Annotated in this window: 22 protein-coding genes; 14 read left to right on the top strand and 8 right to left on the bottom strand. The window is 65.9% G+C overall.

The window, feature by feature from the left end; translation table 11 throughout:
• Nucleotides 1-94 precede the first annotated feature (94 nt).
• Nucleotides 95-367, bottom strand: coding sequence for a metal-sensitive transcriptional regulator (locus OZN62_RS10680; protein WP_269099692.1), 273 nt, complete (start codon nt 365-367; stop codon nt 95-97).
• A gap of 73 nt (nt 368-440) precedes the next feature.
• Between OZN62_RS10680 and OZN62_RS10675 the strand changes: the two genes are divergently transcribed.
• Together OZN62_RS10675 and OZN62_RS10670 are read left to right on the top strand one after the other, a co-directional pair.
• Nucleotides 441-2150, top strand: coding sequence for a copper resistance system multicopper oxidase (locus OZN62_RS10675; RefSeq protein WP_269099691.1), 1710 nt, complete (start codon nt 441-443; stop codon nt 2148-2150).
• Complete coding sequence (locus OZN62_RS10670) at nt 2147-3229, top strand: copper resistance protein B (protein WP_269099689.1); 1083 nt, start codon at nt 2147-2149, stop codon at nt 3227-3229. Before OZN62_RS10675 ends, OZN62_RS10670 begins: the two co-directional genes overlap by 4 nt.
• A gap of 6 nt (nt 3230-3235) precedes the next feature.
• On the opposite strand, the gene OZN62_RS10665 is transcribed toward OZN62_RS10670, so the two are convergent.
• Nucleotides 3236-5527, bottom strand: coding sequence for a DUF305 domain-containing protein (locus OZN62_RS10665; RefSeq protein ID WP_269099688.1), 2292 nt, complete (start codon nt 5525-5527; stop codon nt 3236-3238).
• Nucleotides 5528-5686: 159 nt separating this feature from the next.
• Between OZN62_RS10665 and OZN62_RS10660 the strand changes: the two genes are divergently transcribed.
• Both OZN62_RS10660 and OZN62_RS10655 read left to right on the top strand, forming a co-directional pair.
• Nucleotides 5687-6475 carry a class I SAM-dependent methyltransferase gene (locus tag OZN62_RS10660; RefSeq protein ID WP_269099686.1) on the top strand — a complete coding sequence of 263 codons (789 nt, stop codon included), beginning with the start codon at nt 5687-5689 and terminating at the stop codon, nt 6473-6475.
• A gap of 156 nt (nt 6476-6631) precedes the next feature.
• Nucleotides 6632-7648, top strand: a complete 1017-nt coding sequence (locus OZN62_RS10655; protein ID WP_269099685.1) for a serine hydrolase — start codon at nt 6632-6634, stop codon at nt 7646-7648.
• A gap of 90 nt (nt 7649-7738) precedes the next feature.
• On the opposite strand, the gene OZN62_RS10650 is transcribed toward OZN62_RS10655, so the two are convergent.
• Nucleotides 7739-7981 (bottom strand): hypothetical protein, encoded by a 243-nt coding sequence (locus OZN62_RS10650; protein WP_269099683.1) that lies wholly within the window; start codon nt 7979-7981, stop codon nt 7739-7741.
• 204 nt (nt 7982-8185) lie between these two features.
• On the opposite strand from OZN62_RS10650, the gene polA reads away from it, so the two are divergent.
• Nucleotides 8186-11020, top strand: a complete 2835-nt coding sequence (polA, locus tag OZN62_RS10645; RefSeq protein ID WP_269099682.1) for a DNA polymerase I — start codon at nt 8186-8188, stop codon at nt 11018-11020.
• A 40-nt stretch (nt 11021-11060) separates the two neighbouring features.
• Nucleotides 11061-12137 (top strand): mechanosensitive ion channel family protein, encoded by a 1077-nt coding sequence (locus tag OZN62_RS10640; RefSeq protein ID WP_269099680.1) that lies wholly within the window; start codon nt 11061-11063, stop codon nt 12135-12137.
• A gap of 111 nt (nt 12138-12248) precedes the next feature.
• Here OZN62_RS10640 and OZN62_RS10635 read toward each other — a convergent pair whose 3' ends face one another.
• Nucleotides 12249-14555 carry a CDC48 family AAA ATPase gene (locus OZN62_RS10635; RefSeq protein ID WP_269099678.1) on the bottom strand — a complete coding sequence of 769 codons (2307 nt, stop codon included), beginning with the start codon at nt 14553-14555 and terminating at the stop codon, nt 12249-12251.
• 515 nt (nt 14556-15070) lie between these two features.
• On the opposite strand from OZN62_RS10635, the gene OZN62_RS10630 reads away from it, so the two are divergent.
• The 8 genes from OZN62_RS10630 to OZN62_RS10595 all read left to right on the top strand — a co-directional run bounded on the left by OZN62_RS10630 (nt 15071) and on the right by OZN62_RS10595 (nt 21617).
• Entirely contained in the window at nt 15071-15778 is a 708-nt protein-coding gene (locus OZN62_RS10630) for a CoA transferase subunit A (RefSeq protein ID WP_269099676.1), read from the top strand.
• Nucleotides 15778-17247: a hypothetical protein gene (locus OZN62_RS10625; RefSeq protein WP_269099674.1), complete on the top strand. Its 1470-nt coding sequence runs from the start codon at nt 15778-15780 to the stop codon at nt 17245-17247. The genes OZN62_RS10630 and OZN62_RS10625 overlap by 1 nt, the downstream gene beginning before the upstream one ends.
• Before the next feature lie 23 nt (nt 17248-17270).
• On the top strand, nt 17271-17906 hold the full coding sequence (locus tag OZN62_RS10620; RefSeq protein WP_269099672.1) for a CoA transferase subunit B: 636 nt from the start codon (nt 17271-17273) through the stop codon (nt 17904-17906).
• Between the two features lie 98 nt (nt 17907-18004).
• Nucleotides 18005-18685 carry a glutathione S-transferase family protein gene (locus OZN62_RS10615; protein WP_269099670.1) on the top strand — a complete coding sequence of 227 codons (681 nt, stop codon included), beginning with the start codon at nt 18005-18007 and terminating at the stop codon, nt 18683-18685.
• Nucleotides 18686-18764: 79 nt separating this feature from the next.
• Nucleotides 18765-19313 carry a GbsR/MarR family transcriptional regulator gene (locus OZN62_RS10610; RefSeq protein ID WP_269099668.1) on the top strand — a complete coding sequence of 183 codons (549 nt, stop codon included), beginning with the start codon at nt 18765-18767 and terminating at the stop codon, nt 19311-19313.
• Nucleotides 19314-19340: 27 nt separating this feature from the next.
• Nucleotides 19341-19868, top strand: a complete 528-nt coding sequence (locus OZN62_RS10605) for a hypothetical protein (RefSeq protein WP_269099667.1) — start codon at nt 19341-19343, stop codon at nt 19866-19868.
• 13 nt (nt 19869-19881) lie between these two features.
• Complete coding sequence (locus OZN62_RS10600; RefSeq protein ID WP_269099666.1) at nt 19882-20256, top strand: hypothetical protein; 375 nt, start codon at nt 19882-19884, stop codon at nt 20254-20256.
• A gap of 95 nt (nt 20257-20351) precedes the next feature.
• Nucleotides 20352-21617: a spinster family MFS transporter gene (locus OZN62_RS10595; protein ID WP_269099665.1), complete on the top strand. Its 1266-nt coding sequence runs from the start codon at nt 20352-20354 to the stop codon at nt 21615-21617.
• On the opposite strand, the gene OZN62_RS10590 is transcribed toward OZN62_RS10595, so the two are convergent.
• Genes OZN62_RS10590 through OZN62_RS10575 form a run of 4 tightly spaced genes read right to left on the bottom strand, consistent with a single transcriptional unit; the run spans nt 21595 to nt 26453 of the window.
• Complete coding sequence (locus OZN62_RS10590) at nt 21595-22848, bottom strand: DUF418 domain-containing protein (protein ID WP_269099664.1); 1254 nt, start codon at nt 22846-22848, stop codon at nt 21595-21597. The genes OZN62_RS10595 and OZN62_RS10590 overlap by 23 nt on opposite strands.
• Before the next feature lie 18 nt (nt 22849-22866).
• Nucleotides 22867-24099: a methionine adenosyltransferase gene (gene metK, locus OZN62_RS10585; RefSeq protein WP_269099663.1), complete on the bottom strand. Its 1233-nt coding sequence runs from the start codon at nt 24097-24099 to the stop codon at nt 22867-22869.
• 46 nt (nt 24100-24145) lie between these two features.
• The gene (lnt, locus tag OZN62_RS10580) at nt 24146-25750 is read right to left on the bottom strand and encodes an apolipoprotein N-acyltransferase (protein ID WP_269099662.1); all 1605 of its coding nucleotides are present in this window, start codon (nt 25748-25750) and stop codon (nt 24146-24148) included.
• A 31-nt stretch (nt 25751-25781) separates the two neighbouring features.
• On the bottom strand, nt 25782-26453 hold the full coding sequence (locus tag OZN62_RS10575; protein ID WP_269099661.1) for a DUF4167 domain-containing protein: 672 nt from the start codon (nt 26451-26453) through the stop codon (nt 25782-25784).
• Between the last annotated feature and the right edge of the window lie 158 nt (nt 26454-26611).

Raw genomic sequence — 26611 nt, 5'->3', positions numbered from 1 at the left:
CCTGGCACCCGTGTCCAAGCTCGGCCGGACGCGGTCCGGGCCAAGCGCCGCTGTTGTGGAAACGAACAGCGTGGACAGTCAGTTGTTCCGGATTTCAGCCCTTCGACTTGGCGAAGAGGTCGACCAGTTCGGTGAATTTCTCGCGCTGTTCATCCGCATCACCGGAGGCGATGGCTTCAGCCACGCAATGCGCGGCGTGGCGCTTCAGCACTTCGGATTCCACCCGCGTCAGCGCCGCGCGCACGGCCTGCACCTGGTGCAGGATGTCAATGCAATAGCGGTCTTCCTCCACCATGCGGGTGATGCCGCGCACCTGTCCCTCGATCCGGCCGAGCCGGTTGAGCAGCGCCTTGGTGTCGTGGGCCATGTACTTTCGTCCCCCTTGAAATACCCCCCTAGGGTATGTAGTTCGAGGGCATGATGCAAGCCTCGGGTCATAAATGATCGATATTTCAAGGCGTAAGTTCATTGGCGCCAGCGCAATGGCCACGGCCGGCCTGGCGATTCCTTCCTGGGCACGCGGGCAGTCGCTCACCCATGCACGGAAGGGATTCGGCGAGCTGTCAGGCGACACCATCGACCTCACCATCGCCCGCCACCATTTCGGCACCGGCGGGCGGAGCGGCCACGCGATTGCGGTCAACGGCACGATCCCCGGCCCGCTGATCCGCCTGCGCGAGGGACAGGACGTGACGCTCAACGTCACCAACCGGCTGGACGAGGACAGCTCGATCCACTGGCACGGCCTGTTGCTGCCCTTCCAGTACGACGGCGTGCCCGGCGTCAGCTTCCCCGGCATCGCCCCGGGCGAGACGTTCCAGTACCGCTTCCCGATCCGCCAGACGGGCACCTACTGGTGGCACAGCCACTCCGGCCTGCAGGAGCAGGAGGGGCATTACGGCCCGTTGGTGATCGAGAGCGCCGAGCCCGACCCGCGTTACGACCGCGACTACGTGGTGCTGCTGAGCGAGTTCACCCCGCGCCACCCGCACGAGATCGCCCGTCTGCTGATGGTGGGCGAACATTACTTCAATCGCCAGATGATGACCGTCGGCGATGGCGAGATGAGCCTCGAAGACCGGCTGATGTGGAGCGCCATGCGGATGAACCCGCGCGACGTGTCGGACGTGACGGGAGCGACCTACACCTATCTCGTCAACGGCCACGGCCCGGCGGACGACCTCGAATTCCTGTTCACTCCGGGAGAGCGGGTGCGACTGCGGGTCATCAACGGCTCCGCCATGACCTTCTTCAACGTGCGCATCCCCGGCGTGCCGATGACGGTGATCGCCGCCGACGGGCAGGAGGTCGACCCGGTCGAGGTCGACGAATTCCAGATCGGCACGGCGGAAACCTACGACGTCATCGTCCAGCCGCGCGATGGCAGCCATGCCTTCGTCGCGGAAGCCATGGACCGTTCGGGCATGGGCGTCGCCAGCCTCACCTCGCACCCTGGCCACAAGGCCACGCCGCCACCGCTGCGCGAACCCGTCACCCTAACAATGGCCGACATGGGGATGGGCGGCATGGATCACGGCAGCCATGGCGACATGGCCGGAATGGACCACGGCTCAGAGGGCATGGACCACTCCATGCGCGACACCTCGCTGCTGCCGGACAGCGTGGAAGTCGGCCCCGGGATCGATATGGTCTCACCCATGCCGGTGGACCGGATGGACTTCCCCGGCCTCGGCCTCGACAAGGTCGATCACCGCGTGCTGCGCTATACCGACCTCAAGGCCGCCAATCCCAATCCGCACCGCATGCCGGAGCGGCAATTGGAGATTCACCTGACCGGCAACATGGAACGCTACATGTGGTCGTTCGACGGCAAGCAGTTCAGCGCCGTCACCGACGATCCGATCCGCTTCGGTTATGACGAGCGGGTGCGGGTGAAACTGGTGAACGACACGATGATGGCGCACCCCATCCACCTGCACGGCCACTTCTTCGAACTGGTCAACGGCGCGGGGATGATGAACCAGCCGCTGAAGCACACCGTCATCGTGCAGCCGGGCGGCACCGCCACTTTCGACCTGACCGCCAACGAGCCGGGCGACTGGGCCTTCCACTGCCACCTGCTCTACCACATGCATGCCGGCATGATGCAGGTGGTGACGGTGCGACCCTTCCCCGAGGGAGGCGAATGATGCGCGCCCTGCTGCTCGCTTCCGCCGCGCTGGTCGCCACGCCCGCCGCCGCGCAGGACCATTCCGCCCACGGCCAGGTCGATCACTCGCAGCACCAGCCCGTCGTCGAAGAGGACCATTCGACGCATGAGGCCGCGCCGGCCGAGGACCATTCCGCGCACCAGCATACGGACCACTCGCAGCACCAGGGAATGGACCACGGCCCGATGGATCATTCGCAGCATGATTCGATGGACCATGGCGAAATGGATCACTCGCAGCACGAGGGCATGGACCACGGTGCGATGGACCACAGCCAGATGGACCATTCCGGCCACGCCATGGGCATGGACATTCCCTCCGGTCCGCCGCCCGCGCGCGCCTTCGAAGGGCCGCAGCACGCCGCCGACGAGATCTTCGACCCGCGGCGCATGGCGCAGGCGCGGGCCTACAACCATGCCAGCCACGGCAGCATGGCCACCGGCTCCGTGCTGACCGAACGGCTGGAAGCACGGGTGGGCGAAGGGCACGACGAGTACCTGTGGGACGTGACCGCATGGTATGGCACGGCCACCGACAAGATCGTTTTCAAGTCCGAAGGCGAAGGCGAGTTCGGCGGCGGCCTGGAAGAGGTCGAGGGGCAGCTGCTCTGGGGCCATGCCATCGGCCCCTTCGTGGACCTGCAGGTGGGCATGCGCGTCGATGCGGAGCCCGATACGCTGGCACACGGCGTTATCGGCGTGGCTGGCCTTGCCCCGCTGAACATCCACTTCGATGCCGCGGTGTTCGTCTCCAGCGAGGGCGATTTCACCGCCCGGATCGAGGCCGAGCACGACATGAAGCTGACGCAGCAGCTGATCCTGCAACCGCGCGTGGAGCTGGAACTGGCGGCACAGGACATTCCCGAGCGCGAGACCGGATCGGGCGCGCCCGAAGTCGCGGTCGGCGCCAGGCTGCGGTACGAGATCGTGCCCGAATTCGCGCCCTATATCGGCGTCGAATATACTGCCGCCACGGGCCGGACGGCGGACGTGATCCGCGCCGCCGGGGATGACCCCGACGGCGTGGCGTTCACGGCAGGCTTGCGCTTCTGGTTCTAGGCTGGATCAGCCGCCACGGCGGCTGTCCTCCACGGCCTCCAGCACCTCTTCGCTCCAGGTGACCGGATACTGCGTCTGCGGGTTGAAAACCCCGCCTTCGAAGCTGGCGGCCTCGGCGGCGGCGATTTCCTCAGCAGTCAGGTGCTCGCTCGGCTGCAGCGCGAAGACGTCGATCCCGCGGGTGATCTCGGTGCCGTAGATGCGCCCGTTGTACCAGTATGCCGACCAGTAGCCGCCGGTTACCAGCTGGTCGTCGTCGATCGGGCCACGGTCGAAATAGGCAATTTCATAAGGGCTGGCCGGGTCGGTGAAGTCGATCACCGAGATGCCGCCCTGGTACCACGCCTGGACGAAGATGTTGCGTCCCGGAACCGGGATGATCGAGCCGTTGTGCGCGACGCAGTTTTCCTTGTCGCTCTGCGGCGCGGGCAGCTTGAAGGTGCCGCGATATTCCAGCTCGCCATCGACGATGGCGTAGAAGGCGTTGGCGCCCCAGTTGGCCGGGTCGCTGGCCTGGCAACGCGGGCGGCCACCGCCGCCCCATTCATCGGTGAACAGCACGATGTCGCCGGTGTTGTTGAAGGTGGCCGAGTGCCAGTAGGCGAAGCCGGGGTCCACCACCTCGTCCATGCGGGTGGGGTTCAGCGGGTCCGAGATATCGAAGATGATGCCGTTGCCCGAGCACGCGCCAGCGGCGATGTTGAGCGCCGGGAACACGGTGATGTCGTGGCACTGGTCGGTGCGGCTGGTGCGCTGGGTATCGTCACCGTGGTCGCCGCCGCCCCACAGGCCGGCAAGGCGGCCGGTCTCGGGATCGGCGAAGACGCGCGGAGAGGAGACGATGCGCGCCGCGGCGGGATTGGCGACGGGGATCTCGATCACGTCGATGGAGAACAGCGCGGTGCGATCGTCGCCCGGCACGTCACCGATGCAGAATTCCAGCTCCTCCGTCTCGCGCACGCTGCCGGTGCCGGAGTTATAGACGATCAGGCTGTCGTCGGTGCGCTGCACGATGGAGTGCGTGTGGCTGCCGCGGCAGGTCTGCACCTGGCCCACCTGACGCGGACTGCGGATGTCGGAAATGTCGAAGATGCGCAGGCCGCGGAAACGGTCCTCGCTCACCCGGTCGGTGACGCCTTCCAGACCGCAATCGGTGCGGCCGCGGGTTTCCTCCACGCTCATGATCAACAGGTTGCCGGAGATGGAGACGTCGCCCTGACCGCCGGGGCAGACCACCGAGCTGATCAGGGTCGGCACGCCGTCCTCGCCCAGGCGATAGGCGTTGAAGCCGTGGTAGTTGCCCGCCACCATCAGGTCGCCGGAAAAGGCGATGTCGGTATTGGCGAAGTCGAGCAGCCCGCCACGCTGGGCGTAGCGGCGCTCCTGCTCCTCTTCCTCGGGGTCGCGTTCGGCGGCAGCCGCCATGGCGGCATGGTCCGCATGATCGGCGTGGTCGTCGGCCTCGGCCTCAGCCTCCGCCGTTTCCTCGGTAGCCTCTTCTTCCTCGTCGACGATCTCGACACGCAGGTCACCCGGGTTCTCCGGATCGAAGAAGCCGGCCGGCTTGCGCAGAGAGACGACGTGGCGCAGGCCCGAAATGGCTTCGCCGGCATCGAACAGGCCCGCTGCCAGCAGCGCGCGCGGATCGTCGGACAGGCTGGCGAGCACGGCATTCATGCGCTCGATCTCGGCGTTCTGGTCGTTCACCACCTCGCTGGTGAATTCGTACATCACCGGATCGGCGGCCGTGCCGCGCTGGCGGTGCAGTTCCTCCACCATGGTCACCGCGCCCTGGTGGTGGCGCACCATCAGTTGCAGGAACAGCCGGTCGAACGCGGTGCCGCGCGCGGCGGCGAGCTCCTCCATCTGCTCGGGCGTGGCCATGCCCTGCATGCCCGAATGGCCGGCGTGGCCCATGCCCGCCATGGCCACCGGCTCGTTCCGGTCGGTCAGCCAGCCCTGCATGAATTCGATTTCGTCCTCTTGCGAGGCGTTGATGCGGCCAGCCACGGCCAGGATCTCGTCCGTATTGGTGCGATCTTCCACCAGCGCCGCCATGTCGACCGCCTGCTGGTGGTGCACGATCATGCCCTGCATGAAGGACACGTCCGCCGGCGAATAGCCGTTGCGGGCCAGCGCAATCGCATCTTCCTCGCTGATCACCCGCGGCTCTGCACCAATGCCGCCTGGCTGCACGATGGATACCTCCTGCGCCGCAGCGCCGGTGGCGCCGGCAAGCAGCAGCGCGGCAAGCGAGCTGCCGGAAACAAGACGAAGGCGAGTGTGGCGATTGTTCATGAGTACGCGCTTTCCGGAAATTGAGAGTTGGTTTGTCCCGAAACCATAGGGTCAAGGTTTGCCGCGTTCGTCAAGCAGGGACCTTGGGGCAGGAGCGCGCTTGCCCAACCCGGTGGTGCGGGTTAGCTTCGCCGGCAAAGGGAAATGGAGGGAAATCCCATGCGTATGACGATTCTCGCTGGCGCGCTGCTGCTGGGCCTGTCGGCCTGCGGCGGCGAAGCCGAAACCGTTGTCGAAGAACAGGAATATACTGCCCGGCAATACATGCAGGCGATCAACGATGTCGCCCGCATGGATGACCGCGAAAGCGACGAGGCCCGCCAGCCGGGTGAGCTGCTGGCCTTCGCCCAGATCGACAAAGGCGAGGTGGTTGGCGACTACATCATGGGCGGCGGCTACTGGACGCGCCTGTTGGCGACGGCCGTCGGCGCGGACGGCAAGGTCTATGCCTTCCAGCCGACCGAATTCATTGCCTTCCGTCCCGAATATGCCGAGGAGCAGGACGCCGCCATCGCCCCCTACACGGACGACGAAGGCAATCCCACGCGGGTGTTCCCGCTGCGGGCACCGGTGGCGGAACCGGGCTGGCCCGAACCGCTCGACACCATCATCACGGTGATGAACTTCCACGACCTGTTCATTCCGCAGATGCCCGAAGGCACTTCGGATGCCGCGATCCAGATGCTGTACGATGCGCTCAAGCCCGGCGGCACGCTGGTGGTGGTCGATCACCTCGCCGCCGAAGGTGGCGGGCTGGAAGCAGCCGACCAGCTGCACCGGATGGACCGCGAGCTGGCATTGCAGGCGCTGACCGAAGTGGGCTTCGTGCTGGAAGAAGAGTCGGACCTCTACTCGCGGCCCGATGATCCGCGCACCGCGAACGTCTTCGACGAGAGCATCCGGGGCCGGACCGACCAGTTTGCCTGGCGTCTGCGCAAGCCCGAATAGGCGAGCATCCGTAAGGTGGCGGAGCCCGCGAGGTTCCGCCATTTCGCACGGAACGTCGAGAATTCCGCGCTGTTCATCGCGTGCGCATCGCCATTGCCGATCGAATTAAGCATTTGCTAAGTACGTTTTCGGCAATGTCGAGGCATGGATAGAAACGTGATCGGACGGATTGTTGCGCTCCTGGCGCTGATATTGGCCCCGCTGGCAAGTACCGGCGTTCAGGCACAGGATTTCGAAGCTGCATTCGACAGCACCTTCGGCACCGAACAGCGCGTGCCCGCCGATTTCACGCCCAGCTATGCCAACCGTTTCGAACAGCAGATCGCCCAGCTGGCCGAAGGCAGCCAGGGCCGCATCGGCGTCGCGGCCATCGACCTGGCGACGGGAGAGGCGATTTCGATCCTTGGCGACCAGCGCTTCCCCATGGCCTCTACCAGCAAGATCGCCATCGCCGCGACATACCTGGAGATGGTCGACCGGGGCGAGACCACGCTGACCCGCGAGTACCCGCTGCTGTGGCCGGTCCGCTCGCAACCCTTCTCCAGCGCGGCCGCACCGGTGCGCGAAGGCGAATTCATGAGCGCGCTGCAGCTGATCGACCTGATGATCACCCGCAGTTCCAACCCGGCAACCGACGCCCTGCTGGCAGCAGTCGGCGGGGTCGGCCCGGTCAACGACTGGGCGCGGCGCGCGGGGCTGACCGATTTCAGCCTCGATCGCGACATCGCCACGCTGGTGCGTGATGATGGCGAATACGATCCGGCCGTCCATATCGACGAACGCGACAGCGCCACGCCGCAGACGATGGTCACCCTGCTGTCAGGCCTCTACCAGGGCCGCTGGCTGAGCGCCGACAGCCGCCGCGTGATAATCGATGCCATGGAGCGCTGCCGTACCGGTACCCGGCGTATCCCGGCGCTGATGCCCGAAGATGTCACGGTCGCGCACAAGACCGGCTCGCTCAACAACACTTCCAGCGACATCGGCATCGTGACTGCGCCCGATGGCCGTTCCATCGCGCTGGCGATCTATGTCACCGGACAGGGCAGCCGGCGCAATCGCGAGGCACGCATCGCCTCCATCGCGCGGGCGATCTACGATGGTTATGCGGAACAGGCCGAAGCCCGCCAGTTCGCCAACGCCAGTCACGAAGGCGCCAGCAGCGCCCGCTGAGGGTGGCGAAATCCCCGAAGGACAAAGAAAAAGGGCGCGGCCATCACGGCCACGCCCTTAATCTTGTAAAGCCTTGAAGGCTGTTACCGATTACTCGGCAGCAGCTTCGACTTCTTCAGCAGCAGCTTCGACTTCGTCGCCAGCTTCTTCCATGGTGGCTTCGGCGTCGGCGACTGCTTCGTCGACGGTTTCTTCCATGGCTTCCATGTTGGCTTCGGCGTCAGCCATGCCTTCTTCCATGGTAGCTTCAGCAGCTTCTTCGGTGCCTTCCGAGCAGGCAGCCAGAGTCAGAGCAGCGCCAGCAGCGGCGGCAACGAGAGCAATCTTACGCATAGGTATAAACCCCTTGAAATGCATATCTGTGGGTCAAGCTGATGCCGGACCCGGAACCGACCTTCCCGTCGGCTCTGCTGCCCAAATACTGCCACATTTTGACCCACGCAAGCATATTGTGGCGCAAATGCGGCGAATGGTTGGCGAGAATAAGGCAGTGGATTGCCGCTTACGGCCTCGCAAATCGCGTGCTAGCAGGCGTAAATGGCCGACAAACAGCATCTCTACCTGGTCGACGGATCGGCCTATATTTTTCGCGCTTACCATCGCCTTCCGCCGCTGACGGACCCCGAAGGAACCCCGGTTGGCGCGGTCTATGGCTACACCACCATGCTGTGGAAGCTGGCCGACGATCTCGACAAGGCCGACGGCCCGACTCACCTGGCGGTGATTCTCGACAAGTCGAGCAAGTCGTTCCGCAACGAAATCTACAGCGAATACAAGGCCAACCGCCCGCCGCCGCCCGAGGACCTGGTGCCGCAGTTCCCGCTGATTCGCGACGCCACTCGCGCGTTCAGCCTGCCCTGCATCGAGGAGCCGGACGTGGAGGCGGACGACATGATCGCCACCTATGCCCGCGCCGCGCAGAAGCAGGGCTGGGACGTCACCATCGTCTCCTCCGACAAGGATCTGATGCAGCTGGTGGGCGAAGTCGACGGGGCGCGCATCGACATGCTCGACACGATGAAGAGCCAGCGCATCTACATTCCCGAGGTGGAAGAGAAGTTCGGCGTACCGCCGGAGAAGGTGGGCGACGTGCTGGCCCTGATGGGCGATGCGGTCGACAACATTCCCGGCATCTTCGGCGTCGGTCCCAAGACCGCCAGCAAGCTGATCGCCGAGCATGGCAGCCTCACTGCGGCCCTGGACGCGGCGGAGGACATGAAGAAGTCCAAGCTGAAGGAACGCCTGCTGGAGCATCGCGGCGATGCCGAGCTGAGCCGCGTGCTGGTGACGCTGAAGGAGGATTGCGAGCTTCCCCAGCCGCTCGACGAGTTCAAGCTGGATGGCGTGCCGCCGGAGCCACTGGCGCAGTTCCTCGAGAAACACGGTTTCACCAGCCTGCTGCGCCGCCTCGATGCCGGGGCCGGCAGCCCGAGCAAGCCGAACGATCTCAATCCCGCCAAGGCCGACACCAAGGGTGCCGATGCCGCGCCCGAGGGCAACACCCAGCCGCTGCCCGACTGGCCCGATGTCGATCGCTCCACCTACGAATGCGTGCAGACGCTGGAGCGGCTGGAACACTGGGTCGAGCGCGCCTTTGCCGCGCGGCTGGTGGCGGTCGACACCGAGACCAGCGACCTCGACGCGATGCAGGCCGACTTGGTCGGCTTCAGCCTGGCGCTGGGGCCGAACGATGCGTGCTACGTGCCGCTGGGCCACGGCAGCGACGACATGTTCGCCGAGAAGCCGCCGCAGGTGGAGCGCGAGGCTGCGCTGGCCGCGATCAAGCCGCTGCTGGAAAGCGATGCGGTGATCAAGATCGGCCAGAACATCAAGTACGACATCAACGTGCTGGCCCGCTGCGGCATCGCCGTGGAGCCGGTGCACGACACCATGGTGATCAGCTTCGACATGGATGCCGGGCGCGCCGAAGGCGGCATCGGCGGCGGCCACGGCATGGACGAGCTTGCCGAGCGCCACCTCGGCCACACCTGCCTCAAGTTCAAGGACGTCTGCGGCACCGGCAAGAAGGCCATCCCCTTCGGCGAGGTGCCGCTGGACAAGGCCACCGAATATGCCGCCGAGGACGCCGACGTCACCTGGCGGCTGTACCAGCACCTCCACCGCCGCCTGCCGCTGGAAGGCGCGACGCAGGTCTACGAGCGGGTCGACCGCCCCCTGATCCCGGTGGTGGCGGGCATGGAGCGCGAGGGCATCAAGGTGGACCGTGCCGCGCTGTCGCGCCTGTCCGAACAGTTCGCCGAGACCACCGCCCGGATCGAGAAGGAAATCCACGAGGAGGCGGGCGAGGAATTCACCATCGGCAGCCCCAAGCAGCTGGGCGACATCCTGTTCGACAAGCTGGGCTACAAGGGCGGTCGCAAGAGCAAGAGCGGGCAGTATTCGACCGACCAGTCGGTGCTGGAAAAGCTCAGCGCGCAAGGCGCGACCATTGCCGACAAGGTGCTGGAGTACCGTCAGCTCTCGAAGCTGAAATCGACCTATACCGACGCCTTGCAGGAGGCGATCAACCCGAACACGGGCCGCGTGCACACGTCGTACTCGCTGGTCGGCGCGCAGACCGGTCGCCTGTCCTCCACCGATCCCAACCTGCAGAACATCCCGATCCGCACCGAGATCGGGCGCGAGATCCGCAAGGCCTTCGTGCCGGAAGCGGGCAACGTGCTGCTCGCCGCCGACTACAGCCAGATCGAGCTGCGTCTCGCCGCGCACATGGCCGACGTCCCGGAGCTGAAGGATGCCTTCGCCAATGGCGAGGACATCCACGCGCGCACGGCGAAAGAGATGTACGGCGAGGTAGACCGCGACACGCGCGCCAAGGCCAAGACCATCAACTTCGCCATCCTCTACGGCATCAGCCGCTGGGGCCTGGCCGGCCGGCTCGGCATCGAGCCGGACGAGGCGCAGGAGCTGATCGACACCTATTTCAAGCGCTTCCCCGGCATCCAGTCCTACATCCACGCCACGCTGGAGAGCGTGCGGGCCAAGGGCTATTCGGAGACGCTGTTCGGCCGCAAGACCTGGTTCCCGCGGATCAATTCCAAGAACCAGGCCGAGCGCCAGGGCAGCGAGCGCGCCGCCATCAACGCGCCGATCCAGGGTACGAGCGCGGACATCATCAAGCGCGCCATGGCGCGGATGAACCCGGCGCTGGCCGATGCCGGGCTGTCGCATGTGCGCATGCTGCTGCAGGTGCATGACGAACTGGTGTTCGAATTGCCCGAGGGCGATATCGAGTCCGCATCGCCGATCATCAGCCGGGTCATGGCCGAAGCCGCGCAGCCGGCGGTGACGCTCGATGTGCCGCTGGGCGTCGAGATCGGCCACGGCGAGAGCTGGGATGCCGCGCACTAGGCCCCTTGCCCTGCGCCGGGCACGGCCATAGGTGTCCCGCATGTTCGAACGTTACGATCCGCGCAACTGGACCATCGCCTGGGACGAGCTGGGCACCGCTGCCCTCGCCATCGTGCTGGCCTCGGCCGTCGCCTACGTGCTCTACCGCGTCGTCTTCGCGGTGGTGATCAGGCTGGCCCGCCAGTCCGATTCCCCGGTCGATGACCTGATCCTCCAGCGCATCCGTCATCCGATCAAGTGGTCGCTGATCGCGGTCGCCGTCACCGTTGCGGCGCAGAACGATCCGCTGATGCACCAGTATTGGGAGCCTGTAGCGCAGTTCGTCCGGCCCGCCCTGCTCGGCTGGATCGCCTATTCGCTGGTGAAGGCCTTCACCGCCGTGCTGGAGCTGCGGCTGGACCAGGCGGCGGACCCCGTCGCCGTTCGCAGCCGCCGCACCCGCATCGCCATCCTCTCGCGCACCGCGACCATCGCGATCATCATCATCACCATCGGCCTGATGCTGCTGGCGATCCCCTCGGTAAAGAGCATCGGCACCACGCTGCTCGCCTCCGCCGGTCTCGCCGCGCTGGCCATCGGTGCGGCCGCGCAGCCCGCGCTCAAGTCGCTGATTGCCGGCCTGCAGATCGCCATCACCGAGCCGCTACGGCTGGGGGACCTGGTGGTGGTGGACGGGCACACCGGCCGGGTGGAGGAAATCCACATGGCCTACATCATCGTGCGCACCTGGGACGAACGCGCCATCGTCGTGCCCACCGCGCAGATCCTCGACCACAGTTTCGAGAACTGGTCGCGCAAGAACGAGCAGCTGACCGGCCCGATCTTCCTGCACCTCGACCCGATTGCCGAGATCGACCCGATCCGCGCCGAGTTCGAGCGCTTCGTGGGCGAGCACGAGCTGTGGGACGGCCGCACCGCGCAACTGCTGATGACCAATGCCTATCCCGAAAGCATCGAGCTGCGCCTGTCGGTCAGCGCGCGCACCATCGCCGACGTGTGGAACCTGCGCTGCGCCGTGCGCGAGCACATGCTGGCCTGGCTGCGCAAGGAGCAGCCGGAAGCCCTGATCCGCCACCGGCTGGAAGTCGAAGCCGCCAACCAGCGCGTCGGACAGTAAAGCCCGTTGGTGTTTCGCTCGCACGTCCGTGCGAGCGTCCTCGGTGCTACTCGTTCCGCTTCGCTGCGCATCTAGCGAGGACGAAGCCGCGGATGCGGCTTCGCCAACCAACTAATGCTTCTTGTCGCGCGTCGATTCGACCATGCCTTCGGTGATGAAGCCAATCGGCTTCACTTCCAGCGCGCGCTTTTTCAGCTCGCCCTTCATCTTGGCATATTCGGCTTCCATCTTGGCCGTGACGGTGGCGCGCGAATCCTTCAGCGCCGCGTCGAAATCGGCCTTGTTCACGGAATCAGGCGCACCGTCCGAACGGCGGATGGCGTTGAGACCGGCGCGGCGCACAACGTCCTCCAGGTCGGCCCCGGTAAAGCGCTTCGCTTCCTTGGCGATGGCGGCCAGCGATACGTCGTCGGCCAGCGGCGTATGCGCCGTGTGGATCTTGAGGATGTGCTCGCGACCCGCCTCGTCCGGCGCGCCGACATAGACCAGCTCGTCGAAACGGCCCGGACGCAGCAGCGCCGGGTCGACCAGTGTCGGGCGGTTGGTGGCGCCGATCACGACGATCGAGGACAGCTCCTCCATCCCGTCCATCTCGGCCAGGATGGTATTGACCACGCGCGCCGTCACCTGCGGCTCGTTCGCCGAGGAGCCCCGCGCGGGCACCAGTGAATCGATCTCGTCGATGAAGATGACGCAAGGCGCCACCGCGCGGGCACGAGCGAACATGCGGGCAATCTGCTGCTCGCTCTCGCCATACCACTTGGACAGCAGGTCGCTGCTCTTGATCGAGATGAAGTTGGCCTCGGCCTCCTTCGCCACGGCCTTGGCCAGCAAGGTCTTGCCGGTGCCGGGAGGGCCGTAGAGCAGGAAGCCCTTGGCCGGGCGGATGCCGATCCGCTCGAACGCCTGCGGGTTCTTCAGCGGCAGTTCGACGCCTTCCTTGAGTGCGGCAATGGCATCGTCCAACCCGCCCAGGTCTTCCCAGCTGACCTTGGGCGCCTGCACCATCACCTCGCGCATGGCGGAAGGCTGGACGCGTTTCAGCGCCTCGCGGAAGTCATTCTTCTCGACCTGCAGTTCTTCGAGCACCTCGGCGGGAATTTCGCGCGCATCGAGGTCCAGCTTGGGCATGATGCGACGCACCGCCTCGATGGCCGCCTCGCGCGCCAGCGCGGCGAGGTCGGCACCGACGAAACCGTGGGTGGAACGCGCCAGCTCCTGCAGGTCCACGCCTTCGCCAAGCGGCATGCCGCGCGTGTGGATGGCAAGGATCTCGCGGCGTCCGCTCTCGTCCGGCACGCCGATCACGATTTCGCGGTCGAAGCGGCCGGGGCGGCGCAGCGCCTCGTCGATGGCGTCGGGGCGGTTGGTCGCCGCGATCACCACCAGGTTGGTGCGCGCCTGCAGGCCGTCCATCAGCGTCAGCAGCTGGGCGACCAGCCGCTTTTCCGCCTCGCCGGACACGTTCTGCCGCTTGGGCGCGATCGAATCGATCTCGTCGATGAAGACGATCGCGGGCTGGCTGCGCTCGGCTTCCTCGAACACCTCGCGTAGGCGCTTCTCGCTCTCGCCATAGGCGCTGCCCATGATCTCCGGCCCGTTGATGGTGAAGAACTCGGCATCGCTTTCGTTCGCCACCGCCTGCGCCAGCCGCGTCTTGCCGGTGCCCGGCGGGCCGTGCAGCAGCACGCCCTTGGGCGGATCGACGCCAAGGCGGGTGAACAGTTCGGGGTAGCGCAGCGGCAGCTCCACCATCTCGCGCAAGGCCTTGATGGTATCTTCCATGCCGCCGACGTCGTCGTAGTTGATCATGCCGCGGGCATCGCGCGGCTCCTCGAACTCGGCGCGCAGCTCCACCACGGTGTCCTCGTCGATATGGACGATGCCCTTGGGCAGGGTGGAGACGACCTGCAGGCGGATCTGCGTCAGCGCATAAGCGGGGGCATTGAACATGCGCCGAACTTCGGGCGGCATGTTCTGCACCGGTTGCTGACCGTGGGTGGCAACAAGGTCGCCCGCGGTCAGCGGATGCTGGAAGAAGACGCGCTTCAGCGCCTCGGTCGGTCCCTGCAGCCGCATCTCGCGGCGTGCCGGGGCGAAGACGACGCGCGTGGCGGGCTTGCTCTCGGCGCGGCGGACGATCACGTGCTCGCCCGATGCGGCTTCCGCATTGGCCCGCTGCAGGCCGTCTAGCCGGATGACCTCCAGCGCCTCGTCCTCGCTGTAGGCGGGCACGGCCAGCGCAACGGTAAGGCGCTTGCCTTCGATCTCGACCGGATCGCCTTCGGTGATGCCCAGCGCCTGGAATGCGCTGCGCGGCATGCGTACCACGCCGCGTCCGGATTCCTCCTGCCGGGCCGCAGCGACCTGCAGCCTCACCGCTCCTTCGTCCACTTTCGCTGCATCCGCGTCGGCCATGCGCTGTTCCGTCCTCTCTGGTGCCAGTCATGCGGACCTAGGAAGGCCCCGTCCCGATTGCAAACGCGCGGACGGTTGAAACGGGTTCAAACTTGCATTGCTTGCGAGGAGGGACGGCCACCCGCCGATGGGCGGGGGGCGGATTGTGGCGGTCTTCAGTGGCAATCAGGCGCCAGCCGGAGCAGGCCAAAAAAAGACCCGGTCGTTGCCGACCGGGCCTGGGAAGTTTTGGGAGAGGATGCCTGAAAGGCAGGTCGGGATATGCGCCGGGCACCCTCATCTCGCAAGTGCGAAAAGAGCATGATATGTTGCATAATTTGCAAAGACTGAATTTTATCTCTTTTTAACAAGCATCTGTGGACTAACAGAGGTGTCAATTTCGCGAAATAAACTTGCTCAGCGCTGTAACAGACCCGGTTCTTGTGCACCGCAACGAGAGCCAGTTGGCTGGTGACAGGATGGGCAAGTCGCTTTAATGCCATCGACAAGACACCATCGCAGTCAGGGATGCCATCATGCAGAAACTCTTCCCCTCCGCCGAAGCGGCGCTCGCAGGCCTGTTGCGGGACGACATGCTGATCGCTGCCGGTGGCTTTGGCCTGTGCGGCATTCCGGAGCGTCTGCTCGATGCGATCCAGGCCAGCGGGGTCAAGAACCTCACCTTCGCCAGCAACAATGCCGGGATCGACAACGAGGGCATCGGCAAGCTGCTGCGCACCAAGCAGGTGAAGAAGATGATCTCGTCCTACGTGGGCGAGAACAAGGAGTTCGAGCGACAGTACCTGGCAGGCGAGCTGGAGGTGGAATTCTGCCCGCAGGGCACGCTGGCAGAACGCATGCGCGCCGGCGGCGCGGGCATCCCCGGCTTCTACACCAAGACCGGCGTCGGCACGCAGGTGGCCGAGGGCAAGGAAGTGAAGAGCTTCGACGGCGAGGACTACATCCTCGAACGCGGCATCTTCGCCGACCTGTCGATCATCAAGGCCTGGAAGGCGGACGAAACGGGCAACCTCGTGTTCCGCAAGACCGCGCGCAATTTCAACCAGCCGGCCGCCACCTGCGGCAAGATCTGCGTGGCCGAGGTGGAGGAAGTGGTGCCTGCCGGTTCGCTCGATCCCGATTGCATTCACCTGCCCGGCGTCTTCATCAACCGCATGGTTGTGGGCGCGCCGTACGACAAGAAAATCGAATTCGTGACGACGCGGGAACGGGAGGCAGCGTGATGCGACTGCCAGCCCGCTTGCCCCAGGCCCTGTTGCTGGCAGGTTCGGCGCTGAGCCTGTCAGGCTGTATCGCAGCGGCGGCGATCCCGATCGTCGCCGGCTCCGGCGCGATCGTTCGCGACAGCGTTTCCAACGATGACGAGACCGAACTGGCAAGTGCGGCAGAGGGTCGGGTGGACATCCAGCCGGTCGCCACACCTACGCCTACTCCGACCCCGGCACCGACGCCTGCGCCTGCCACATTGGCCGTAGCCGAACCGGAGCCTGCGATTGCCGCACCGGCTCCGATGCCCACTCCGGCACCAACGCCCACTCCTACGCCGACACCGACACCGACACCGACACCGGCATTGGCCACGGTCGCGGAGCCGGAAGTCGAGGCGGCTGCGGAGCCTGCAGTGCCAGAGCCGGTCATCGTGATGACGCTCGCGGACGCCGTTCCCACGCCCACACCGACTCCCGCGCCCGCAGCGACTGAGCCCGAGCCGGCCCCCGCCCTCGCGGCGGCCGAACCGCCGGCTGAAGCGCCGGCTGAAGCGCCGGCTCCGACCGAGATCGAGGCAGTCGAAGTCGAGACGGCAGAAGCGGTGGAACTCGCTGTCGTCGAGGCGCCCGAAGAACGGCCTGCGGCGCCAGCAGCGGAGCCTGAGCCGACCCGCCCGTCGCTGGCGGAGGAGTTCGAGGAGTTTTCCGAACCGGTGGCCCCTACCCCGGTACCGGAACCCGCACCGACACCCACGCCGACACCGCCCGCCGCCGCCTTGGCTGAGGCGGAGCCGGTGGCCGAACCCGTTGCCGCAGCACCAGCCCCCACACCGACTCCGGCCCCGGTTGAAGACCCGGTCGCCGAATTGGCCGTGGCCGAACCACCGGTTGCCGTGCCTGCCCCCGCGGCTGTCGAGTCTCCGGCGGACGATCCCTATGGCATCGGCTATGCGGCGCTGCGCAGCTATGCCCTGCGCGCGCTGGGCGGCGGCCTGCCGCTGCCTTCCGCGCAGCTGGCCGATCCCACCAGCCTGCAGCCCGTTCGCCGCGTGTGCGACAGCAATTCGCCGATGATCGTCTTCGATCTCGACCCGGCAGGCGGCCTCGTCCCGCTGGTCGGCCCGCTGGCGGTCAACTCCGAGCTGGCCCGAATCCTGGCTGACCTGCGTTCGCGCGGGATCAGTATCGGCTGGCTTACCGACCGCACGCCGATCGACGCGCGCGCGGTGCGCGACCGGCTGGTCGCTGCCGGGCTCGATCCCCGATCCGAGGATGCGATCTACGTCGAACGCTATCCGGGCGAGAGCAAGCAGGCGCGCCGCGACGCCATCGCCCAGACCAATTGCGTGATCGCCATGGCCGGCGACGAGCGCGCCGATTTCGACGACCTGTACAACTACATCATCGACGAGAACGATGCCCGGGCGCTCGAGCCGATGCTCGGCACCGGCTGGTTCCTCATCGACAACCCCGTCAGCGAATAACCCCCCGCTTAGGAGACCCCCACATGCCCTGGACCCGTGACGAAATGGCCGCCCGCGCCGCGCAGGAGCTGGAAGACGGCTATTACGTCAATCTCGGCATCGGCATCCCGACACTGGTCGCCAACCACATTCCGGCGGGCATGCAGGTGACGCTGCAGAGCGAGAACGGCATGCTCGGCATCGGCCCCTTCCCCTATCCTGACGAGGTGGACGCCGACCTCATCAATGCGGGCAAGCAGACCATCAGCGAGCTGCCGCACAGCGCCTATTTCGACAGCGCCACCAGTTTCTCGATGATCCGCGGCGGGCACATCGACCTTACCGTGCTGGGGGCGATGGAAGTGGCCGAGAACGGCGACATCGCCAACTGGATGATCCCCGGCAAGATGGTGAAGGGCATGGGCGGCGCGATGGACCTGGTCGCCGGCGTGAAGAAGATCATCGTGGTGATGGAGCACACCTCCAAGCACGGCGACCCGAAGTTCATTCCCGAATGCACGCTGCCGCTGACCGGCACCAACGTGGTCGACATGATCATCACCGATCTCGCCGTGTTCCAGCGGCCCGACCATGACAGCCCGTTCAAGCTGGTCGAGGTGGCACCGGGCGTCACGACCGAGGAAGTCGCCGCAAAGACCACCGCACACTACGTCAGCTGACAAGTTTATCGGGCGCGATTGGCGCTTGGGCGAACTGCCGATGACGCATTATCATGCTTCGGTCAGGGTGAGAGGAGCGCCGCTGACCGGAGGAGAAAATGTACACGTTGATCACTGCCAACCGGAACTATTCCAGTTGGTCGCTGCGGCCGTGGCTGCTGATGAAGGCACTGGGCATTCCATTCGAGGATCGGCTGGAGCCCTTAACCAAGCCTGACAATTACGCCGACTTCCGCAAGTTCTCGCCGACCGGGCTGGTCCCGCTGCTGATCGACGGCAAGCGGCAGGTGTGGGATTCGCTCGCCATCGCGCTTTACCTGGCGGAGCGGCACGAAGGCGTTTGGCCCAAAGACGACGAAGCACGCGCCTTTGCCCAGAGCGCGGTGTGCGAAATGCATTCGGGCTTTGTCGCCCTTCGCAACCAGTGCGCGATGAGCCTGGGCGTGCGGGTGCGGATGGCCGAGCATGACCGGGCATTGGCGAAGGACGTCGCCCGCATTCGCGAGCTGTTCGAGCAGGGTCTCGACCGCTTCGGCGGCCCGTGGTTGGCAGGCGCGGAGTTCACCGTGCTCGATGCCTTCTATGCCCCTGTCGCCTACCGGGTGCGGACCTACGGCCTCGATGTCGGGCGCGGGCAGGCCTGGGTGGACCACGTCATTGCCCATCCGGCGATGCAACAGTGGGAGGCCGAGGGTCTGGCCGAAACCTGGCGCGAAGTGTCCCACGAAAACGAGATCGAACGGTCCGGCACGCTGATCGCGGACTACCGCCAGGGCTGATCCGCGCCAGACAGCAGATTCCGCTTGCACCGCAGCGTCATTCCTGTATTTCTGTAATTACAGAAATACGGAGCGGCTCGTGAAAGTCACCGAAATCCCGGAAGCCGAAGCCTTCATCCTCCACTGGGGGGAGATGGGTTCGCACTGGGGGGTGAACCGCTCGGTCAGCCAGGTGCATGCGCTGCTCTATCTCAGCGACCGGCCGCTGCATGCAGAGGAAATCTGCGACGAGCTTGGCCTCGCCCGCTCCAATGTCTCCAACGCGCTGAAGGAACTGCAGGGCTACGGCATCGTCCGCCGCCAGCACGTGGTCGGCGACCGGCGCGATCACTTCGTCGCCGAGACGGACCTGTGGGACATGCTGATGAAGATCACGGTTGAGCGCAAGAAGCGCGAGATCGACCCGACGCTGCTGGTGCTGTCCGACCTGTCCGCGCAGCTGGAAGGCCGCAAGGACGTGCCCGCCCATGTGCGCGAGCGCATCGGGCGGATGCATGAATTCATGGGCAACCTCACCGGCTGGTTCGACGATGTCCGGCGCCTGCCCAAGGGCACGCTGGTCTCGCTGATGAAGCTGGGCAGCAAGGTCGCCCGCTTCATCCCCACCCGCAACCAGGGCGGACGCTAACCCCTCCCACTGAAAGGATCACATGCCATGACTGCCGATCCACGAGATACGATTTCTGAAATTACAGAAATTGAAGACGGTTTCGTAAGTGCCCACCTCGCCGCCACTTGCGTGAGCGTGGTATGGGCCGCCCTGGCGGGTTCAATCGTCATGACCGCTGTATTGGTCGCCGGTGCATCGCAGTCGCTTCCGACGGTTCTCGGTGCCATGTTCGGCGGCCTCATGTTCACGATGATCTTCGCGTTGCTATTCGCGTCGATCGGAATGCTCGCCATCGGACTTCCAGTTACGCTGGCGCTTCGCTTCATGCGGCTGGAGAGCGTCGCGGCCTATACCGTGCTCGGAACGATCACCGGAGCGGGCATGCTGCTCTTGCTCTTCGGCAACCCCCACATCGCAGGCTGGCAAGATCTTCTCTTTCCTGCCGCGGGCGCCCTGAGCGGAGCTGTGGGCGCCTACAAGTGGGGCCAATTCAGGTTGCGGTTCACCGGCGAAGACCAGCGCCGCCTGTCGGCCGAAAGGCCTGAAAATCCCTTCCACGAAATGATTCACTAGAAGGAGAAGACCAATGACCGAAGCCAGCTATTTCGCCTATCTCATCATCGCCATTGCCCTCACCGGCTGGGTGGCGCGCACGCTCAGCGTCAATGGCGAGGTCTTTCTGATCGACTGTTTCGGCCATGACGAGGTGCTGGCACGCAGCACCAACCACCTGCTGGTGGTGGGGTTCTGCCTCGTCAACGTGGGCTTCATCCTGCTGACCATCAGCATCGGGGCGGAGCCTGCCACCTTCGCCGAAGCCATCCGCTTCGTCGCCACCAAGGTCGGCCTTGCCGTGCTGGTGCTGGGATGCTGGCACTTCTTCAACATGCAGATGATCGCCCGCTACGGCCGCAAGGTGGGCCGCTGGGTGCGCGAGAACCACGGGGCCAAGGCAATCTGAGCGGGCCCGGCCTGACCTGGCCAACATGCTGAAACAAGATGGCGGCTCCATTGCGGGGCCGCCATTTTCGTTTATGCCGATGCAAGGGAGAGGGAATGATCACACGCAGGAATTCGCCGTGGCTCGCGCTGGTGGTGCTCGCATCGATCGGCACGGTGGGCTTTATCGACCGCATCGTGGTGAACGTGCTGGTGGAGCCGGTGAAGGCCGAGTTCGGCCTGACCGATTTCCAGGTATCGCTGATGGCCTGGGCCTTTGCGGCGCTCAACATCATCTTCGGCATCGTAGTCGCCCGTTTTGCCGAGCGGGTGCGGCGGCTGACGCTGATCTCGGTCGGCGCGGTGGCATGGTCGATCGCCACGGCGCTGTGCGGGGCGGCGGCTAGCTGGGTGCAATTGCTGGTCGCACGCATGGGCGTTGGCTTGGGGGAGGCCATCGGCCTGCCCTCCAACCAGTCGGTGATCGCCGACTACTTCCCTGCCAACAAGCGCGGCTTCGCCATGTCGGTCCTGCTGCTCTCGCCGCCGCTGGGGGCCTTCATCGGCTTTGTCGGCGGCGGCTGGATCGCGCAGGAATTCGACTGGCGGATGACCTTCCTGATCGCCGCCATTCCCGGCCTGCTGCTGGGCTTCATCGCCTACTTCTTCGTGGCGGAACCCAAGCGTGGCCAGCACGATCCCGGCGCCAGCGACGAGGTGCCGCCGCTCTCTGCCGTGGTGAAACGGCTGTTCGCCCTGCCCAGCGGCCGCAACCTGGTGATCGGCTCTGCCCTGGCGGCCATGCTCGGCTTCGGGCTGAACTACTTCTTCACCTCGCTGATGGTGCGCCAGTTCGAGCTGGGGCTGGCCGAGGCCGGGCTCTATGCCGGCCTGATCGCCAGCCTGCCCGCCGCGCTCTCCGTGCTGGGCAGCGGCTGGCTGGGCGACAAGCTGGGCGAGAAGAACATCGCCGCCTATGCGCTGGTGCCGGGCGTGGCGCTGCTGCTGGGCGCGCCGCTTTATGCCTTTGCCATCACGCGCGAGAGCCTGGTGCTGCTGCTCGGCCTCGTCAGCGTCGCCACCTTCCTCAACTTCGGCTACCTCGGCATCACCTACGCCGCGCTGCAGAACCTGATGCACCCGCGCATGCGCGCCACGGCATCGGCCCTGCTAAGCGGGGTCTACGGCATTGCCAGCGGGCTTGGTCCATCGCTGCTCGGCCTGCTCAGCGACTGGCTGTCGGACGGCTATGGCCCGGCCCGCGGGCTTGCGCTGGCGATGGCGATTGGCGGGCTGATGTATGCCTGGGCCTCGGCGCATTACTTCATTGCCGCCCGGCACCTGCCGCGCGACAGCGAGGCTATCCGGCAGGGGGCTTCCTGAACGGCAGCAGCCTGGTCGCAGCAAGGCTGCGCCACAGCCACTCCAGCGGACCTTGCCGGAAGCGGGTGAGCCAAGGGGCGGACCACGCCAGCATGGCAGCAATGGGCAGCAGACACAGCAGCAGCGCCGGGCCGCGCGACACTTCGCCGAACAGGCCCAGCCCCCAACCGGCGAAAAGGGCGGCAAAGATCACGCTGGTGGCGAGGTAGTTGGTCAGCGCCATGCGCCCGGCGGCAGCCAGCAGGCGGGTGGCAGGATTGTCGCGCAAGGCGCCGCCGAACAGCGCCATGGCCAGCGCGGCATAGCCGGTGGCGAGGAGGATATCGAAGGGAGCGGACCAGACGATGGCATTGGCGGTGGTCACGATGGGGTCGAAACCGGAAGCGATGGACCAGCCTGCGAGCACTGCCAGCACCGGCAAGGCAGGCACGATGCACCACCTGGCCAACCGCATGGCGCGTGCCGTGCTCCATTCGCCCGCCAGCAACCGCGCACGCCACAGCGCCATGCCAAGCAGCATGGCCGCCAGAGCGGAGGGCATGGAGGCGACGACGAAGCGCGCCTGCTGCTCGATCACGCCAAGGCGCCGCTCCACGCGGTCGCCGAAGGCCTCTCGTCCGCGCTCCAGTGCCGCTGCCGTGGTATCGGGGTGGGCGCCGTAGGTGCGCTCGGCAATCTCCTGCGCCGCCGGGTCGACGATCATGCCGCTCGCCCGCTGGTACCAGTAATCGAGCCAGCCCCAGGCGACATAGCCGGAGACGACCAGCTGCGCCGCGACCAGCGCCACGGCAGCCCACACCAGCGTGCGCACCTTCCAGCGCATGGCCAGCGGCAACAGCAGCCCGCACACGGCATAGATGCGCAGCACGTCGTTGTTCGCCAGCAGCACGGCATGGGCCACGCCGATGCCTAGCAGTACCGCCATGCGGGCGTAGTGCGCGCGCAGGGGATGCTCGCCTCGCCCCAGCAGGATCGCCACGCCAGCGCCGAACATCATGGCGAAGAGCGCGCGGAACTTGTCCTCGACGAAGACGAAGCTGACCGCCCACAACGCCGTCTCCAGCGCATCGGTACCGCCCCAGACGCGGGGGTTGAGATAGGCGTTTGCGGGCATCGCGAAGGCGATGACGTTCATCGGCACGATGCCGATCACGGCGAGGCCGCGCAGCGCATCGAGCGCGGCGACGCGCCGGGTGGGCGAGGGTGCAGCGGAAAGAGCGGTGCCGGACATGCCCCGCCCCCTACACGATCAGGCGAGCGCGGCCTTCAGGTCATCGACCAGGTCGGTGCGCTCCCACGGGAAGAAGTCGCCTTCCGCCTTGCGCCCGAAGTGGCCGTAAGCCGCGCTGACGCGATAGATCGGCTTGTTGAGGCCCAGGTGCGTACGAATGGCGCGCGGGGTCAGGCCGCCGAGCTTCTCGATGCCGCGAATGGCATCCTCGATCGCCGCGTCGTCCACCGTGCCGGTGCCGTGCGTGTCGACATAGAGCGACAGCGGCTTCGATACGCCGATGGCATAGGCGATCTGGATCGTGCAGCGTGTGGCCAAGCCGGCGGCGACCACGTTCTTGGCGAGGTAGCGGGTGATATAGGCAGCCGAGCGGTCGACCTTGGTCGGGTCCTTGCCGCTGAACGCACCGCCGCCATGCGGAGAAGCGCCGCCATAGGTGTCGACGATGATCTTGCGGCCGGTGAGGCCGGCGTCCCCGTCGGGCCCGCCGATCTCGAAGCTGCCGGTCGGGTTGATGTGCCATTCGGTGGCGTCAGTGATGAAGCCCTCGGGGAGGATCGCGGTAACGACGCCCTTCACATAGGCATGCAACTGCGCTTCCTTTTCGCCCTTGTCGTAACCAGGCGCGTGCTGGGTGGAGACGACGATGGCCGTGCATTCCACCGGCTTGCCGTTCTCGTAGCGCAGCGTGACCTGGCTCTTGGCGTCGGGCTCGAGGAAGGGCGCGGTGCCATCCTTGCGATCCTTGGCCATCTGCTGGAGGATCTTGTGGCTGTAATCGAGCGTCGCCGGCATCAGGTCCGGCGTCTCGTCGCAGGCGAAGCCGAACATGATGCCCTGGTCGCCGGCGCCTTCGTCCTTGTTGCCGCTGGAATCGACGCCCTGCGCGATATGCGCGCTCTGGCCGTGCAGGTGGTTCTCGAAGGTCAGCGTCTGCCAGTGGAAGCCATCCTGCTCGTAGCCGATTTCGCGCACGGTCTGGCGCACGGCGCGTTCGATCTCTTCCTTCGCGCCCGGCGCCCAGCCGCCGTTCTCGCCCCACTCGGGGTTGTCGAGGTCATACATCGGTGCGCAGCGGATTTCGCCTGACAGGATCACGCGCTGCGTGGTCGTCATGGTCTCGCAAGCCACGCGCGCCTCGGGGTCCTTGGCCAGCATCAGGTCGACGATGGCATCGGAGATCTGATCGGAAACCTTGTCCGGATGGCCTTCGGATACGCTTTCGGACGTGAACAGGTAAGACTGACGCATATTGGCGAATTTCCCCCGATAGGTTGGCTGGTGGAGCCAAGAGGCTCTAACTGCGGGCTCGCCGCATTACAACAAAGCCGGCGAATAGAACTAGTATCGCCCAGCACAGCGAAAGCACATTGCCCAAGCGGGCGAAGAGCGTCGGCGGCGTGGCGGGCGGCACCCTGGTGTCGATGCGATCGCGCACGTTCTTGCCGAGGTGGTGACGGACGACGCCGCGCGCGTCGATCACGGCGCTGATGCCGGTGGTGGTGGCGCGCAGCACGGGCAGCCCTTCCTCGATGGCGCGCAAGCGGGCCTGGGCCAGGTGCTGCGGCGGACCGGAGGCACCGAACCAGCCATCGTTGGAGGGGTTGAAGATGTAATCGGGGCGATTGTCAGGGTCGACGACTTCCCCGGCGAAGACGATCTCGTAACAGATCTGGATGCCGGCCTTGCCATGGCTGCCCAGCTCCAGCGTCTGCGGCCCCGGACCGGGCCAGAAGTCGATCGAACCCGCGACCAGCCGCGACAGGCCGAGCGGCTCGAGGATTTCGCGGAAGGGCAGGTACTCTCCGTAAGGGACGAGGTGCGCCTTGGAGTAGCCACCCAGGATCTCGCCCTCGGTGCTGACGGCGGTCACGGCGTTGCGCGCGCCCAGCGCCCGGACCCAGCCGTTCTCGTCCGTACCGATTTCAAGGTCGACGGCACCGGTCAGCAGCACGCTGCCTTCGCCCACCGTCGCGCCAAGGCGCCGACGGGCATAGACGGGATCGCCAAGCGCCGTGGTGCGGTCGTAATAGCGCTGCGGATAGCCTTCGCGCAGGTAGTCGGCCATGCCGCTTTCGGGCCACAGCACGATGCGCGGGGCGGTCTCGCCGGCAGGTCGCGGTGAGAGCTGCGCGAGCCGCGCATAATTGGCTTCGAAATGCTGCGGATCGTTGAGCACGTCCTGCCGGATATCGGGCTGGGCGATGGTGACCAGCAATTCGCCTTCACGGGCCTCGCCGGCCGGCCAGTACATGCCCGCAATCACCAGCACCGCCACCGCGCCGCTCGCCAGCCAGTTGCGCTCGCGTAGCAGCAGGACGACGGCGCCGGCGAGCAGCACGGCCAGGCCCGAAAGCGCGTAGGTGCCCAGCACCGGCGCGATCGCGGCGATACCGGGTCGGTCGAACGGGCCGAGCAGCACCATGCCGAAGGGGTTCCACGCATAGCCGGTGAAGACCCAGCCGCGCATCCATTCGGTAACGATCCATGCTCCAGCAAAGACCAGCGCGAAGGCCCAGCCGGGGCCTTGCTGCACGACGGCGCGCGCAACGGCCGCAGCGAGCGCGGGATAGATCGCGAGGTAGAGCGACAGCAGCGGTACGGCGACCCAGCCCAGCACGGCCGGCATTTCCGCCTGATAGGTGAAGGCCGTAGCAATCCAGTTGTTGCCGAACGTGAAGTGCGCGACGCCGAACAGCCAGCCAAGCCCGAAGGCACGCAGCCAGCTGGTGCTTTGCGCCGCCAGCAGGGTGAACAGGCCCATCGCCAGCAGGGCGACTGGCCAGAGTGCCAGGGGCTGGAAGCCAATGGCGGAAAGCAGGCCGAGGCCAAGCGCGGACAGGCGCGGGAGTTGCCGCACCAGGGCAGCAAGACGGTCGATCAGGGAAAGCCCGCTGGCCATGCTGCCTTCGCTACCTTCCCGATACCGGCTGTCAGCTTACTGCTTCAAGAGCCTCTTCACCGTCGTCGTCGCTCGGCTTGCGGCGCGCGCGGGTGAGCTTGCGACGCGGCTTTTCCTCGCCGTCATCGTCGTCATCCGAACTGCGGGCGATGGCCGGGGGCAGCATGTCCGGATCAAGGCTGCCCTCGTCATCGGAATGACCTTCGGCATCCTTGCGCTTGCGCGGCTTGCGCTGCGGCTTCTTGCCGCTTTCGCGGGTGAAGGGATTGTCGCCGTCGTCCTGATCGCCTTCGGAGCCTTCCACGCCCTGCTCGGGCTCGGCACCGTTGCCGCGCGGCTTGCGTCCGCCGCCGCGACGGCCCCGACCGCGTTCCTGCTGGTCGTCATCATCGTCATCGTCGTCGGACTTGTCCTGCTCGCGCTCGGCATCGCGCTTGGCGCGGGCCTCTTCCTTCTGCGCCTTGTTGTCGGCGATCACGCGGAAGTAGTGGTCGGCGAATTGCAGGTAGTATTCGGTCTGCACCCGATCGTCGTTCAGCGAGGCTTCGTGCGCCAGCTTCTTGTATTTCTCCAGCAGCTGCGGGGCATTGCCGCGCGCGCGGGAATCGATCCGGTTGGACTGGTGACCACCACCGCCGCCGCCGCCTCCGCCACGACTGCTGCCACGGCCACGACGACGATTACTGTTACGATTGCTGTTCAAGGGAAATTCGCTTCCTCAATCTGGCTGCGGCATCGGCCGCCTTGCCATATGACCCCTCGTTAGAAGTCATCCCGCACGCGGGAGCTTGCTAGTGCCCAACCTGCATAATCGCCCAGCGGCCTTTCGCCGCGCGTCAGCATATGTTGGAGTTTAAGACC

Origin of the sequence: Aurantiacibacter sp. MUD11, from assembly GCF_026967575.1 — a bacterium.
Lineage (GTDB): Bacteria > Pseudomonadota > Alphaproteobacteria > Sphingomonadales > Sphingomonadaceae > Alteraurantiacibacter.
This window is presented reverse-complemented; position numbering and strand designations above follow the sequence as displayed.